Annotated in this window: 12 protein-coding genes and 1 riboswitch; of the genes, 9 read left to right on the forward strand and 3 right to left on the reverse strand. The window is 71.3% G+C overall.

Annotated elements, in window-relative coordinates; all coding sequences use genetic code 11:
• The first annotated feature begins 82 nt into the window (after positions 1 to 82).
• The 3 genes from EV567_RS19835 (at position 83) to otsB (ending at position 2580) form a co-directional block, all read left to right on the forward strand.
• Positions 83 to 1300 (forward strand): extracellular solute-binding protein, encoded by a 1218-nt coding sequence (locus EV567_RS19835; protein WP_130442594.1) that lies wholly within the window; start codon positions 83 to 85, stop codon positions 1298 to 1300.
• A 24-nt stretch (positions 1301 to 1324) separates the two neighbouring features.
• On the forward strand, positions 1325 to 1567 hold the full coding sequence (locus EV567_RS19840; RefSeq protein WP_130441953.1) for a DUF3263 domain-containing protein: 243 nt from the start codon (positions 1325 to 1327) through the stop codon (positions 1565 to 1567).
• Positions 1568 to 1743: 176 nt separating this feature from the next.
• Positions 1744 to 2580 carry a trehalose-phosphatase gene (gene otsB / locus EV567_RS19845; protein WP_130441955.1) on the forward strand — a complete coding sequence of 279 codons (837 nt, stop codon included), beginning with the start codon at positions 1744 to 1746 and terminating at the stop codon, positions 2578 to 2580.
• Here the strand turns inward: otsB and EV567_RS19850 are convergent.
• Positions 2568 to 4004: a trehalose-6-phosphate synthase gene (locus EV567_RS19850; protein ID WP_130441957.1), complete on the reverse strand. Its 1437-nt coding sequence runs from the start codon at positions 4002 to 4004 to the stop codon at positions 2568 to 2570. The two genes, otsB and EV567_RS19850, sit on opposite strands and share 13 nt — an antisense overlap.
• A 64-nt stretch (positions 4005 to 4068) precedes the next feature.
• A complete protein-coding gene (locus EV567_RS19855; protein WP_130441959.1) occupies positions 4069 to 5040 on the reverse strand; it encodes a glucosyl-3-phosphoglycerate synthase in 972 nt (323 codons plus the stop codon).
• 179 nt (positions 5041 to 5219) lie between these two features.
• A riboswitch (SAM riboswitch) is annotated at positions 5220 to 5367 on the forward strand.
• Positions 5368 to 5385: 18 nt separating this feature from the next.
• Here EV567_RS19855 and thrC point away from each other — a divergent pair.
• The 6 genes from thrC (at position 5386) to EV567_RS19885 (ending at position 13102) form a co-directional block, all read left to right on the forward strand.
• Positions 5386 to 6693, forward strand: coding sequence for a threonine synthase (gene thrC / locus EV567_RS19860; RefSeq protein ID WP_130441961.1), 1308 nt, complete (start codon positions 5386 to 5388; stop codon positions 6691 to 6693).
• A gap of 275 nt (positions 6694 to 6968) precedes the next feature.
• Complete coding sequence (locus EV567_RS19865) at positions 6969 to 7244, forward strand: MoaD/ThiS family protein (RefSeq protein ID WP_130441963.1); 276 nt, start codon at positions 6969 to 6971, stop codon at positions 7242 to 7244.
• A 452-nt stretch (positions 7245 to 7696) separates the two neighbouring features.
• Positions 7697 to 7900: a cold-shock protein gene (locus EV567_RS19870; protein WP_004986573.1), complete on the forward strand. Its 204-nt coding sequence runs from the start codon at positions 7697 to 7699 to the stop codon at positions 7898 to 7900.
• Positions 7901 to 8271: 371 nt separating this feature from the next.
• Positions 8272 to 9894 carry a chaperonin GroEL gene (gene groL, locus EV567_RS19875; protein WP_130441965.1) on the forward strand — a complete coding sequence of 541 codons (1623 nt, stop codon included), beginning with the start codon at positions 8272 to 8274 and terminating at the stop codon, positions 9892 to 9894.
• 252 nt (positions 9895 to 10146) lie between these two features.
• Complete coding sequence (locus EV567_RS19880; RefSeq protein ID WP_130441967.1) at positions 10147 to 11274, forward strand: NADH:flavin oxidoreductase; 1128 nt, start codon at positions 10147 to 10149, stop codon at positions 11272 to 11274.
• A 283-nt stretch (positions 11275 to 11557) separates the two neighbouring features.
• Complete coding sequence (locus tag EV567_RS19885) at positions 11558 to 13102, forward strand: carboxylesterase/lipase family protein (protein WP_130441969.1); 1545 nt, start codon at positions 11558 to 11560, stop codon at positions 13100 to 13102.
• A gap of 43 nt (positions 13103 to 13145) precedes the next feature.
• Here EV567_RS19885 and EV567_RS19890 read toward each other — a convergent pair whose 3' ends face one another.
• Positions 13146 to 13718 carry a hypothetical protein gene (locus EV567_RS19890; RefSeq protein ID WP_130442596.1) on the reverse strand — a complete coding sequence of 191 codons (573 nt, stop codon included), beginning with the start codon at positions 13716 to 13718 and terminating at the stop codon, positions 13146 to 13148.
• Positions 13719 to 13795: the final 77 nt, after the last annotated feature.

The following is a 13795-nucleotide window of genomic DNA, read 5'->3' on the forward strand; positions in this document are numbered from 1 at the left end:
ACGGCCCTCAGGGGAGCGGAGACGGGCAGTGCGGCTGCGGGCAGGGAAATCGGGGACGATCGCGGTGACGACCGCCCTCGGGATGACGGCGGTCCTCGCGGGCTGCGGTGTCGGCGGCTCCGAAGACGTCACGCTGAGACTGGTGGCCGCCGACTACGGCGACAACGGCGCCAACACCTCGAAGAAGTACTGGGACAAGCTCGTCCAGGCCTACGAGGCCGAGCACCCCGGCGTCACCGTCGACGTCAGCGTGTACTCCTGGAGCGACGTCGACGCCAAGGTCAAGGCGATGGTCAAGGCCGGTGACGCGCCCGACATGGCGCAGATCGGCTCCTACTCCGACTACGCCGCCGCCGACCTGCTCTACAAGGCCGACGACGTGCTCTCCATCCCCGTCCAGGCCGACTTCGTCTCCCGGCTCGCCGACGCGGGCCAGGTGCGCGGCGTGCAGTACGGCATGCCGTTCGCCTCCTCCACGCGGCTGCTCTTCTACAACAAGACCCTTTTCGCCAAAGCCGGCATCACCCCGCCGACCACCTGGGCCGAGCTCGCCGACGACGCCGAGGCGCTCAAGGACGAGGGCGTGAAGTACCCCTACGCGCTGCCGCTGGGCCCCGAGGAGGCGCAGGCCGAGACCCTGCAGTGGCTGCTCAGCGGCGGGGGCGGCTACACCCCGAGCGCCACCGGCTACAACTTCGACTCCGCCGAGAACGTCGAGACCGTCACCTGGCTGAAGAACGAGCTGGTCGGCAAGGGCCTGACCGGGCCGGTCGCGCCGGGCAAGCTGAACCGGGCCACCGCGTTCTCCGCGTTCACCGCCGGCCAGGTCGGGATGCTCAACGGGCATCCCTCGCTGATGAAGGCGGCGAAGAAGAAGGGCGTGCAGTTCGGCATGGTGGCCATGCCGGGCGCCGACGGCCCGAGCAAGACCTCCCTCGGCGTCGCCGACTGGATGACCGCCTTCAAGCAGAACGGGCACGCCGAGGAGATCGGCGACTTCCTCGACTTCGTCTACGACGAGGACAACGTGCTCGCCTTCTCCCGCGAGTACGACCTGCTGCCGGTCACCAACTCCGCCTCCGAGACCATGAGCAACGCCCCGGAGGACGCGGACCTGCGGCCCTTCCTGGACATGCTGCCGGTCGCCGAGGCCTACCCCGTCGGGCTGACCTCGTGGGCGACGGTCAGCGCCGACATCAAGCGGCGGATCGGCTCCGCCGTCACCGCGAACGGCAACCCCTCCGGTGTGCTGAGCGAGCTCCAGACGGCGGCGACGACCGCGGAGAACTCCGCCGGCTGAGCCGGTTCGGCTACCGTGCAGGGCATGGAACGGCCTGAGGCGCAGGAGCTGGGGGCGAGGGAGCGGGACATCCTCGCCCTGGAACGGCGCGGGTTCTCCGGGCCCGGCGCGAAGGAGCGGGTGATCCGTGAGGAGCTTCAGCTGTCCCCGGTGCGCTACTACCAGCTCCTCAACGCCCTCCTGGACGACCCGCGCGCCCTGGCCCACGACCCGGTGACGGTCAACCGCCTCCGCCGCGTCCGGGAGGCCCGCCGGGCGGAGCGCTGAGACCCCCTCCGGGGGAGGTGCGCCGATTCGGTGAGCCCATGTGCGTCCTCGCGCCCTGGGGGCTACGCCCCCAGACCCCCTGTCGGCCCTGAACGGGCCTCGTCCTCGAACTCCCCCGGAGGGGGGACCCCCGGACGGGCTGGGATGGTGTCGGCGCCCGCGGATAACCTCACCGTATGGGCACCCAACTCCCCACCCCCACGACCCCCCGCGGCCGGGAGGCGCTCGAGGCGATCCTCGCGCGCCCCGGCGCCACCCTCGTCGCCCTCGACTTCGACGGCACCCTCGCCCCCATCGTCGAGAACCCCGACGACGCCCGGGCGCACCCCGACGCCGTCCCCGCGCTCGCGGCGCTCGCCCCGAAGGTCGCCTCCGTCGCGGTCGTCACCGGCCGGCCTCCCGCCGTGGCCGTGCGCAACGGCGGCTTCGCCGGGGTGCCGGGCCTGGACCGGCTGGTGGTGCTCGGGCACTACGGCGCCGAACGCTGGGACGCCCGCACCGACACCGTCAGCGCGCCCGACCCCCACCCCGGCGTCGCCTCCGCCCGCGCCGAACTGCCGGACGTGCTGGAGGCGGCCGGGGCGTGGCAGGGGACGTGGGTGGAGGAGAAGGGCCGGGCCGTCGCCGTGCACACCCGGCGCGCCGAGGACCCGCAGGCCGCCTTCGAGGCGCTGCGCAAGCCCCTCGCCGACCTCGCCGCCCGGCACGGGCTGATCGTCGAGCCGGGCCGCATGGTCCTGGAGCTGCGGCCGCCCGGCGTGGACAAGGGCGTCGCCCTGACCGAGTACGTGCGGGAGATCGGCGCCGAGTGCGTCCTCTACGCCGGCGACGACCTGGGCGACCTCCCCGCCTTCGCCGCCGTCGACGAGCTCCGCTCCGAGGGGGTGCCCGGCCTGCTCGTGGCCAGCGGCAGCGCCGAGGTCACCGAGCTCTCCGAGCGCGCGGACCTCGTCGTCGACGGCCCGGCAGGCGTCGTACGACTGCTGCGCGTGCTCGCGGATCAGCTGGGCTGAACGCCCCGCAGCGCCTGCAGCTGATCCAGGAACCACTGGGCCGGGGGCAGCGCGGTCGCGGCCGCCGTCAGCCTCTTGGTGTGCTCCGCCCGCTCCTGCGCCGGCGTGGTGAGCGCCTCGTGCAGGGCGCGGGCGGTCTCCAGCACGTCGTAGGGGTTCACCACGATCGCGTCGTCGCCGAGTTCCGCGTACGCGCCGGCCTCCCGGGACAGGACCAGCACGCAGCCCTCGTCGGAGACGACCGGCACCTCCTTCGCGACGAGGTTCATGCCGTCCCGGATGGGGTTGACCAGGGCGACGTCGGCGAGGCGGTAGGCGGCTAGGGAGCGGGCGAAGTCGTCCTTGACGTGCAGGACGACCGGGGTCCAGCCGGGGGTGCCGTACGACTCGTTGATCTCCCGGGCGACCCGCTGCACCTCGGCGGTGTAGTCGCGGTAGACCGCGAGGTCCTGGCGGGAGGGGTAGGCGAAGGCGACGTGGACGACGCGTTCGCGCCACTCCGGGCGGTCGTCGAGGAGCTGCCGGTAGGCCAGCAGGCCGCGCACGATGTTCTTCGACAGCTCGGTGCGGTCGACGCGGACGATGGTCCGGCGGGCGCCGCCGTCGGGAGCGGCGCCGATCTCCTCGCGCAGCGCCGCCATGCGCTCGTCGACGTCCGGCTCGTGGGAGCGGGCGCGCAGGAAGTCGCCGTCCGCGCCGAGCCCGTGCACGCCGACCTCGGTCCCGTCGAGGCCGCCGGCGAACTCGTCGCAGCACGCGGTGAAGGCGTCCGCCCAGCGGCGGGTGAGGAAGCCGAGCCGGTCCGCGCCGAGCATGCCCCGCAGCAGCTGCCGGCGGACGTCGGCGGGCAGCAGGCCGAAGTAGTCCACGGGCGCCCACGGCGTGTGCGAGAAGTGGCCGATGCGCAGGTCGGGGCGGAGCTCGCGGAGCATCCCGGGGACCAGGCACAGGTGGTAGTCCTGCACGAGGACGGCCGCGCCCGGCGCCGCCTCCTCGGCGAGCGCCTCCGCGAAGGCGCGGTTGTACGTCTCGTACGACGCCCACTGGCGTCGGAAGCCGGCGTCGAACACCGGCTCCAGCGGGGTCTGGTAGAGCAGGTGGTGGACGAACCAGAGCACGGAGTTGGCGATGCCGTTGTAGGCGTCGGCGTGCACGTCGGCGGGGATGTCCAGCATCCGCACGCCGTCCTCGCCGACCCCGCGCCGGACCGCCTCGCGGTCGTCGTCGGAGAGGGCCGAGCACACCCACAGGGCGCCCGCCTCCGGGCCGATGGCGGACAGGCCCGACACCAGGCCGCCGCCGCCCCGTTTGGTCTGCAGCGAGCCGTCCTCGGAGACCGTGTAGGAGACCGGGCCGCGGTTGGACGCGACCAACACCTGAGCACCCTGAGCAGCGACGTCGTGCGGGGAAGCCGTGGAAGCCATACGCCTCAACCTAGCCCGCACGGGAAACGCTCAAACGTACGGAAGCCCTCCGAGGGGGTGTCGCTCACGCCACCCTGCGGGAGGCGTATTCCGCGATCTCCGCCATCGGCGGCCGCTCCTCGGTGTCCACCGGGTGGGTGCGCGGCTCGAAGCCGTTCGCGCCGCGCTCGAACTGGGTGAGGGCGGGGCGCACCAGGTGGCCGCGGGCCAGCCGCAGTTGTGCGGTGCGGTAGATCGCCGCCGCCATCCGGCCGAGCGCCTGCCCGTCCTGGTGGCGGTGCCTGCGCACGCCCACGTCGACCTGGGCGAGCGCGTCCAGACCGACCAGGTGCAGCGCGTCGACGAGCATCCCCAGCTCCACCCCGTAGCCGACGGGGAAGGGCAGCCGTTCCAGCAGGCTGCGGCGGGCCGCGTACTCGCCGCCGAGGGGCTGCACGAAGCCCGCGAGATGCGGCCAGTGCATGTTCAGCAGCGGGCGCGCCATCAGTTCCGTGACCCGGCCGCCCTGGCCGGCCGCCCCGGTGGGGGAGGGCGTGTCGGCTCCGGCGCCCAGGGGGCGGTCGTACATGGCCTTGACCAGGTCCACGCCGGGATCGGTGAGCAGAGGGCCGACGATTCCGGACACGAAGTCGGAGGAGAACTCCCGCAGATCGGCGTCCACGAAGCAGACGATGTCGCCCGTGGTGACCAGCAGCGAGCGCCACAGCACCTCGCCCTTGCCGGGCAGCGCCGGGATGCGGGGGAGTATCGCGTCCCGGTGGACGACGCGCGCCCCCGCCGCCGCGGCGACCTGGGAGGTGCGGTCGGTGGAGCCGGAGTCGACGACGACGATCTCGTCGACGAGCGGGGCCTGCCGCATGAGGTCGTGACGGATGACCGTGACGATCTCGCCGACCGTCTCCTCCTCGTTCAGCGCGGGCAGCACCACGGAAACCGACTGGCCCGAGGCGCGCTTGGCGGCCAGGATTCTGTGCAGCGGGCGATCGGTCACCGACCAGGAGCGGGTGGCGAGCCAGCGCCCGACTTCTTCCAGCACGGTCTGCGGCTCCTCACTGTCGCGATCACACCAGGTGCACAGGGGGTGACCGTGTGATCCGTCTCGCGCTTCGGACGACTATCTCAACTGTCCGGGGTGTCGGTTACAGTCTTGAACAACGCGGATGACCATCGCATGTCCGGGGTCAATCCGGCGTTCAGGGATCAACAACTGCATACCGCTCATCCAGAGGGGCAGAGGGACACGGCCCGATGAAGCCCCGGCAACCCTCCAGCCGGCTCTTGTCACACAGACGTGGCGGGGCTCCCGGCTCGGGAAGGTGCCAAATCCGTCTCACGGCGAGATGCGTCGTGAGGAAGATGAGGAGAAAGGGCCTCGCCTCACATGGCTGCGCAGACTGTTGCGACCGGAACCACCGCTTCCATCGGCACCTCCGCCCCCGCCGTCGATCTCGGCCCCGCCGCGGCGCTGAGCTGCCGGGAGTGCGGTCACCGCGTCCCCCTCGGCCCGCTCTTCGCCTGCGAGGAGTGTTTCGGCCCGCTGGAGATCGCCTACGACTTCTCCTCCTACGACACGGAGGAGCTCCGCAAGCGCATCGAGGCCGGCCCTGCCGACATCTGGCGCTACGCCCCGCTGCTGCCCGTCCCGGCCGACGTCGCGGACAAGCCGAACATCAACCCCGGCTGGACCAAGCTCGTCCAGGCCGACAACCTGGCCCGCGAGCTGGGCGTCGAGCCCGGCAAGCTGTTCGTCAAGGACGACTCCGGCAACCCGACCCACTCCTTCAAGGACCGGGTCGTCGCCCAGGCCCTGGAGGCCGCCCGCGCGTTCGGCTTCACCACCCTTTCCTGCTCCTCCACCGGCAACCTCGCCGGCGCGGTGGGCGCCGCCGCGGCCCGGGCCGGCTTCCGCTCCTGCGTGTTCATCCCGCACGACCTGGAGCAGGGCAAGGTCGTCATGGCGGCGGTCTACGGCGGTGAACTCGTCGGCATCGAGGGCAACTACGACGACGTCAACCGCTTCTGCTCCGAGCTCATCGGCGACCCGGCGGGTGAGGGCTGGGGCTTCGTCAACGTCAACCTGCGGCCGTACTACGCCGAGGGCTCCAAGACGCTGGCGTACGAGATCTGCGAGCAGCTCGGCTGGCGGCTCCCCGACCAGCTGGTGGTGCCCATCGCCTCCGGTTCCCAGCTCACGAAGATCGACAAGGGGCTGCAGGAGCTGATCAAGCTCGGGCTCGTCGAGGACAAGCCGTACAAGATCTTCGGTGCGCAGGCGGAGGGGTGCTCCCCGGTGTCCGTCGCCTACAAGGCGGGGCACGACGTCGTCCGGCCGCAGAAGCCGGACACCATCGCCAAGTCGCTGGCGATCGGCAACCCGGCCGACGGCCCGTACGTGCTCGACATCGCGCGGCGCACCGGCGGCGCGGTGGAGGACGTGAACGACGAGCAGATCGTCGACGCGATCAAGGTGCTGGCGCGGACCGAGGGGATCTTCGCGGAGACCGCCGGCGGTGTGACCGTGGGCGTGACGCGCAAGCTGATCGAGAACGGCGTGCTGGACCCGGCGCTGACGACCGTCGTCCTCAACACCGGGGACGGTCTGAAGACCCTGGACGCGGTGGCCGGCACGGGGCTCACCGCGACGATCCGGCCGAACCTGGAGTCGTTCCGCGAGGCTGGTCTCGCCTAGGGCGTGTTTCGAAAGTCCCGCCTGCCCGGCGGCGTCTGGCACGCACGCTCGCCGCGTTGTCGGATCACCCCGATACATCCAGTATCGGGGCGACCCTCCGCCTTGCGATCGCACGCTCCCCCACGCTCGAACCGAACTCGCGCGGGAGGGGCCCCCATCGCCGCCGCCGGGCCCGCCCTACGGGCGGACGACGCTACTTTCGAAACACGCCCCAGTCCCGTCGGGGCACCGGCCCCCGCGCCCGTCAGCAGTCCGCTTCACCGGAGGTCCTGAGCATGAGCGTCACCGTCCGCATCCCGACCATTCTCCGCACCTACACGGGCGGGGCGGCCGAGGTCACCGCCGAGGGCGGGACCCTCGGGGAGGTCATCGCCGATCTGGAGAAGAACCACACGGGCATCGCCGCCCGCGTTCTCGACGACCAGGGCAAGCTGCGCCGGTTCGTCAACGTGTACGTGAACGACGACGATGTCCGCTTCGAGCAGGGCCTCGAGACGGCGACGCCCGAGGGCGCGGGAGTTTCCATCATTCCGGCGGTCGCGGGTGGCTGAACGACTGTCACTACCCGCCGGTAGTAACCGTCGGTAACAGTGATTACCGAGAGTTCATCGAATTGCCCTCTCCGCAAGAGAAGCGGAGGGGGCAATTCAGTGTGGTTGAGCGCGGTACAGTTGGGGAACCGGCCTCCGATTCAATGATCCGGAGCCTTTGATTTCTGCCTTACGTCCGACAAGAAGTAGCCAAAGTGTGTGCGTCTTCTGCGGCTTTTGTAACGTTTGGGCAGTCCGACTCGCCCTGAATCCGGGCGAATTCTCACCACTTTCCGGACGGTGTGCGTCCAGAATTCTCGTCCGATTGACCTGTTGCAGACGGCAGTTGGACAGATACATTCAGCCGCGGTCGACGCGTTCCGGCGCACGCCCCCAACCAACCGGGGGGTGAGGTCTGACCCGGATCCGCGAAGTGTGGATCTGTGCAAGGGCCAGTAATAGGGGAGTTAGGCATGGCTCAGGGCACCGTCAAGTGGTTCAACGCGGAGAAGGGGTACGGCTTCATCGCGGTCGACGGTGGTGCGGACGTCTTCGTCCACTACAGCGCCATTCAGATGGACGGCTACCGCACCCTGGAAGAGGGCCAGCGGGTCGAGTTCGAGATCTCGCAGGGCCAGAAGGGCCCGCAGGCCGACATGGTTCGCGTCACCGCCTGAACGTTTCAAACGAAGGGCTCGCACCCCGCCGACGGGGGTGCGGGCCCTTCGCGCTGCCCGGCCGTCGATCAGGCCGTGCCGCGGGCCGCACATCGGGCCGCGCCGCGGCCCCGTCCCGGTGGTTCCGGGGGCGCCGGCGGTGTTCGCGCATGGCCGACAGTCCCGGCGTATCCGACGAAGGCGCTTGCACTCGCCATGGCCGAGTGCTAATCATTGGCGTTAGCACTCTGAAGGTGAGAGTGACAACGAAGGACCGGGTCGGTGAGGCCCGCAGGCCGGGTGGGAAGGAACCACGAGGCCGGCGAGCCGTCCGTCGCGGGCGCGGGCGCGGTCCGAAGGAATCACCCCCAGTCCTGGAGGGACCACTTCACATGGCCAAGATCATCGCGTTCGACGAGGAGGCGCGGCGCGGCCTCGAGCGCGGCATGAACCAGCTCGCGGACGCCGTCAAGGTGACGCTCGGCCCCAAGGGCCGCAACGTCGTCCTCGAGAAGAAGTGGGGCGCCCCCACGATCACCAACGATGGTGTCTCCATCGCCAAGGAGATCGAGCTCGAGGACCCGTACGAGAAGATCGGCGCCGAGCTGGTCAAGGAAGTCGCCAAGAAGACGGACGACGTCGCCGGTGACGGTACGACCACCGCGACCGTCCTCGCCCAGGCCCTGGTCAAGGAGGGTCTGCGCAACGTAGCCGCCGGCGCCAACCCGATGGCCCTCAAGCGCGGTATCGAGAAGGCCGTCGAGGCCGTCTCCGGTGCCCTGCTGGAGCAGGCGAAGGATGTCGAGACCAAGGAGCAGATCGCTTCGACGGCCTCCATCTCCGCCGCCGACACCCAGATCGGCGAGCTCATCGCCGAGGCCATGGACAAGGTCGGCAAGGAAGGCGTCATCACCGTCGAGGAGTCGCAGACCTTCGGGCTCGAGCTCGAGCTCACCGAGGGCATGCGCTTCGACAAGGGCTACATCTCGGCGTACTTCGCCACCGACATGGAGCGTATGGAGGCCGTCCTCGACGACCCGTACATCCTGATCGCCAACTCCAAGATCTCCAACGTCAAGGACCTGCTCCCGCTCCTGGAGAAGGTCATGCAGTCGGGCAAGCCGCTGCTGATCATCGCCGAGGACGTCGAGGGTGAGGCCCTGTCGACCCTGGTCGTCAACAAGATCCGCGGCACGTTCAAGTCCGTCGCGGTCAAGGCCCCGGGCTTCGGCGACCGCCGCAAGGCCATGCTGAACGACATCGCCATCCTCACCGGCGGCGAGGTCATCTCCGAGGAGGTCGGTCTCAAGCTCGAGAACACCTCCCTGGACCTCCTGGGCAAGGCCCGCAAGGTCGTCATCACCAAGGACGAGACCACCATCGTCGACGGCGCCGGCTCCTCGGACCAGGTCGCGGGCCGTGTGAACCAGATCCGCGCCGAGATCGAGAACAGCGACTCGGACTACGACCGCGAGAAGCTCCAGGAGCGCCTGGCGAAGCTCGCGGGCGGCGTGGCCGTCATCAAGGCGGGCGCGGCCACCGAGGTGGAGCTCAAGGAGCGCAAGCACCGCATCGAGGACGCCGTCCGCAACGCGAAGGCGGCCGTCGAGGAGGGCATCGTCGCCGGTGGTGGCGTGGCCCTGCTGCAGGCCTCCCAGGTCTTCGAGAAGCTGGAGCTCGACGGTGACGAGGCGACCGGCGCCAACGCCGTGAAGCTCGCGCTGGAGGCCCCGCTCAAGCAGATCGCCGTCAACGGTGGTCTCGAGGGCGGCGTCGTCGTGGAGAAGGTCCGCAACCTCCAGGTCGGCCACGGCCTGAACGCCGCGACCGGCGAGTACGTCGACATGATCGCCGAGGGCATCATCGACCCGGCGAAGGTGACGCGCTCCGCGCTGCAGAACGCCGCGTCGATCGCCGCGCTGTTCCTCACCACCGAGGCCGTCATCGCCGACAAGCCGGAGAAGGCCGCTGCCCCGGCCGGCGGCGGCATGCCGGGCGGTGACATGGACTTCTGATCGACCTGACGGTTGATCGCCTGTCCTTCGGACCGAGGGCGGCACCCCCTGCTGACGCGGGGGGTGCCGCCCTCGGGCGTTTCGGCTGCCGCGGCCGGCCTCCGGGTGCGGGCGGCCGGTGCGGGCGTGGGCGGGATCACAGGGTGGCGTGGCCGGGAGCCGGAATGCGGGAGCCGCCCCGGCTGGTTGAACCGTTCGCAGGAACTTGATGCATATGCACATACCAACGGTTACGTCCTGAGGAGCCCCCACGTGAGCGTCACCCCGCCCACTTCCACCCGCGCTGCCGAGATCCTCTCCCGGCCGGTCACGATCAACGGCCTCACGGTCCCGAACCGTATCGCGATGGCGCCGATGACGCGCATGTTCTCCCCGGGCGGCGTTCCCGGCGACGACGTCGTGTCCTACTACGCCCGTCGCGCCGCCGCCGGTGTCGGCCTCATCGTCACCGAGGGTACGTACGTCGGGCACGACTCCGCCGGCCAGAGCGACCGGGTGCCCCGGTTCCACGGCGAGGAGCAGCTCGCGGGGTGGGCGAAGGTCGCCGAGGCGGTGCGCGCGGCGGGCGGCACGATCGTGCCCCAGCTGTGGCACATCGGGATGGTGCGCAAGGAGGGCGAGCCGCCCTACGCGGACGCGCCCGCCGTCGGTCCCTCCGGCATCCGCGTCGACGGCGACGACGTCACCGGCAAGGCCATGACCCAGCGCGACCTGGACGACGTCATCGGTGCGTTCGCGCAGGCCGCGGCCGCCGCCGAGCGCATCGGCTTCCACGGCGTGGAGATCCACGGCGCCCACGGCTACCTCGTCGACCAGTTCCTGTGGGAGCACACCAACCGCCGCACCGACGCCTACGGCGGCGACCCGGTGGCCCGTACGAAGTTCGCCGCCGAGATCGTGGCCGCCGTGCGGGAGACCGTCTCGCCCGAGTTCCCGATCATCTTCCGCTACTCGCAGTGGAAGCAGGAGGCCTACGACGCGCGCCTCGCCGAGACCCCGGAGGAGCTGGAGGCCATCCTGACCCCGCTCGCCGCAGCCGGCGTCGATGCCTTCCACGCCTCCACCCGCCGCTACTGGCTCCCGGAGTTCGAGGACTCCGACCTCAACCTCGCGGGCTGGACCAAGAAGCTCACCGGCAAGACCGCCATCACCGTCGGCTCGGTCGGTCTCGACGGCGACTTCATCAAGGGGTTCCAGGGCGAGGGCTCGCCGGTCAAGGGCATCGACGACCTCCTCGACAGCCTGGAGCGCGACGAGTTCGACATGGTGGCCGTGGGGCGCGCGCTGCTCCAGGACCCGCAGTGGGCGGCGAAGGTCCTCGCCGGCCGCTTCGCCGACCTGGCTCCGTACGACGCGTCGGCGCTGCGCACGCTGAGCTGAGCGGTGTCCGGGGTGCGTCCCGGATGAGTCCGGGGTTGAGCCCTCGCGGGGCCCGGGGTGGAGATCTCTCTGCCTCGGGCCCCGTTCATGTCATACGACTTTCCGGTGCGGCTGTCACTCACACGAGGGGTGACGGCCGCTTCCGGCACTTCCCTCGACCGCCGGCCGTTCCATGAACAGCCGGCCGATGACAGCGGATCACCGCAGACGACAGCTGATCACAGCCGACGACAGTCCATGACAGTCGAAGCCAGTCGAAGTCAGTCGATGACAGGAGTGTTGGATGACGATCGCCGAGTCCCAGCTCGTCGTGCGCACCGCCGCGGGAGCCGTGCGCGGGCGCCGTGAGGACGGCCTGACGGTGTTCCGCGGCATCCCGTTCGCCGCGCCTCCGGTCGGCGAGGCCCGGTTCCAGGCCCCACGCCCGCCGCAGCCGTGGGAGGGCGTGCGGGACGCGTACGCCTTCGGGCCGCCGCCCCCGCAGGAGGCGGTTTTCCAGGGGCTCGCGGCAACCCGTGAGGAGCCCACGGGCGACGACTGGCTGACGGTGAACGTCTGGACGCCGGAAACGGGCGGGCCCGGGGCGGACACGGCGGAGTCCGCCCGGCCGGTGATGGTGTGGATCTACGGCGGCGCCTACAAGCTCGGGCACTCCGGCAGCCCGGGATACGACGCCCAGCACATAGCCCGCGCCGGCGACCTCGTGGTGGTCACCTTCAACTACCGCGTCGGCATAGAGGGGTTCGCGCGGCTGGACGGCGCTCCCGCCAACCGGGGGCTGCTGGACCAGATCGCGGCGCTGGAGTGGGTGCGGGACAACATCGCGGGGTTCGGCGGGGACCCAGGCCGGGTGACCGTGTTCGGCGAGTCGGCGGGCGCCGGTTCGGTGGCCGCGCTGCTCGCCGCACCGGGCGCGCGCGGGCTGTTCGGGCGGGCGATCGCCCAGAGCGTGCCCGGCACGTTCTTCTCCGACGAACTGGCCCGCGACCTGGCGGCGGCCATCGCCGCCGAGGCCGGGCTGCGCCCCACGGCCGCCGACCTGTCCGCGGTGGACCCGCGCCGGCTGACGGAGGCCGGGGCCGCGCTGGGCGCGAAGATGGGGCAGCGGGTGGACCGCTGGGGGCAGGTCGCGCCCACGGCCACGCCTTTCTCGCCGGTCGTCGACGGCGAGGTCCTGCCCGCCACCCCCTGGCAGGCGCTGGCGGCGGGCGCCGGGCGGGACGTGGAACTGGTCGTCGGGCACAACGCGCAGGAGTACCGCCTGTTCGTCGCCATGGCGGGCCGCCTGGGGCAGGTGACGGAGGAACAGGCGGCCGCCGCCCTGCGGACGTTCGCCCCGGACGGCGGGGACGCCGCTTACCGCGCGGCCTACCCGGAGGCGGGAGCCGAGGAGTTGTACGAGCGGGTGCAGTCGGACTGGCTGTTCCACATACCGTCCCTGCGGCTGGCCGAGGCGCAGATCGCGGGCGGCGGCAAGGCCTATCTCTACGAGCTGACCTGGCCGGCGCCGGGCATGGGCGGGGGGCTCGGCGCGTGCCACGCCCTGGACGTCCCGCTGCTGTTCGGTACCTACGAGGCGGACCTCGGGGCGCTGCTGTTCGCGGGGGTGGAGGTGCCGGCGGAGGCCAAGGAGCTGACGGCCCGCTTCCAGGCCGCGTGGACGTCCTTCGCCCGGACCGGCGACCCGGGCTGGCCGGCGTACGACGGACAGCGGCGGCTGACGCAGGTGCTGGACGTGCGGCCGGAGGTGCGGGCGTATCCGGAGGAGACGGCGCGGCGGCTGTGGGAGGGCTACGACTTCCTGGCGCTGCCGCTGCCGGGGCGGTGACCGGGACGGAGAAACAGGAAGGAGGGAGGGGACGGAGAAGGGACTACAGGTTGCCGAGAGGTTCGATGTCGGTGCGGACCGGGGTGCCCCAGATGCGCAGCACCTCGTAGTCGGTGAACTCGTGCACCAGCCGGTAGGCCATCGCGGGGCGGGAGCCGCGGCGCAGGGCGGCGAGGTAGAGCTCGGCCTCGCGGCGGTCCCGGCGGGGGGTGCCGCACAGCTGCCACTCCTGTCCGTTCCACAGCTCCGGGAGCCAGCGCTGCTGGGGCTGGGGGCGGTCGGCGCGGGTGCCGTAGCGGGAGGGGGTGGGAGCGGCCGGGCTCGATGAGTGCGGTGCGGGGCCGTTGAACTCGGCGCGGCGGGCAGCGCGGCGGCGGGTCTCGCAGAGCAGGCAGAGGTCGGGGGCGGCCTTGTCGACGGGGCCGCCGGGGTGCTCGGCGCAGCGGGTGGCGGGCGCGGCGGCGGTGACGCTTTCGTCCAGCAACTCCAGGGCGCGCCGCAGGTCCGCCTTGACCTCGTGGAGCTTGGCGTCCGGGGTGTCGGCGGTGAGGGCCTCGCCGTGCTCACCGAGGAGGCGGAGGGCACGGCCCAGATGGGTGAGCTGGGCGTGGTTCATGGCGGGCGGCTCCGGTTTCTGCTGCTGGCCGAGGTCGCGTCGCACGGGCGACGCGGGGCGGGGGTTCTCGAAACCAC

Origin of the sequence: Streptomyces sp. BK239 (genome assembly GCF_004217285.1) — a bacterium.
Lineage (GTDB): Bacteria > Actinomycetota > Actinomycetes > Streptomycetales > Streptomycetaceae > Streptomyces.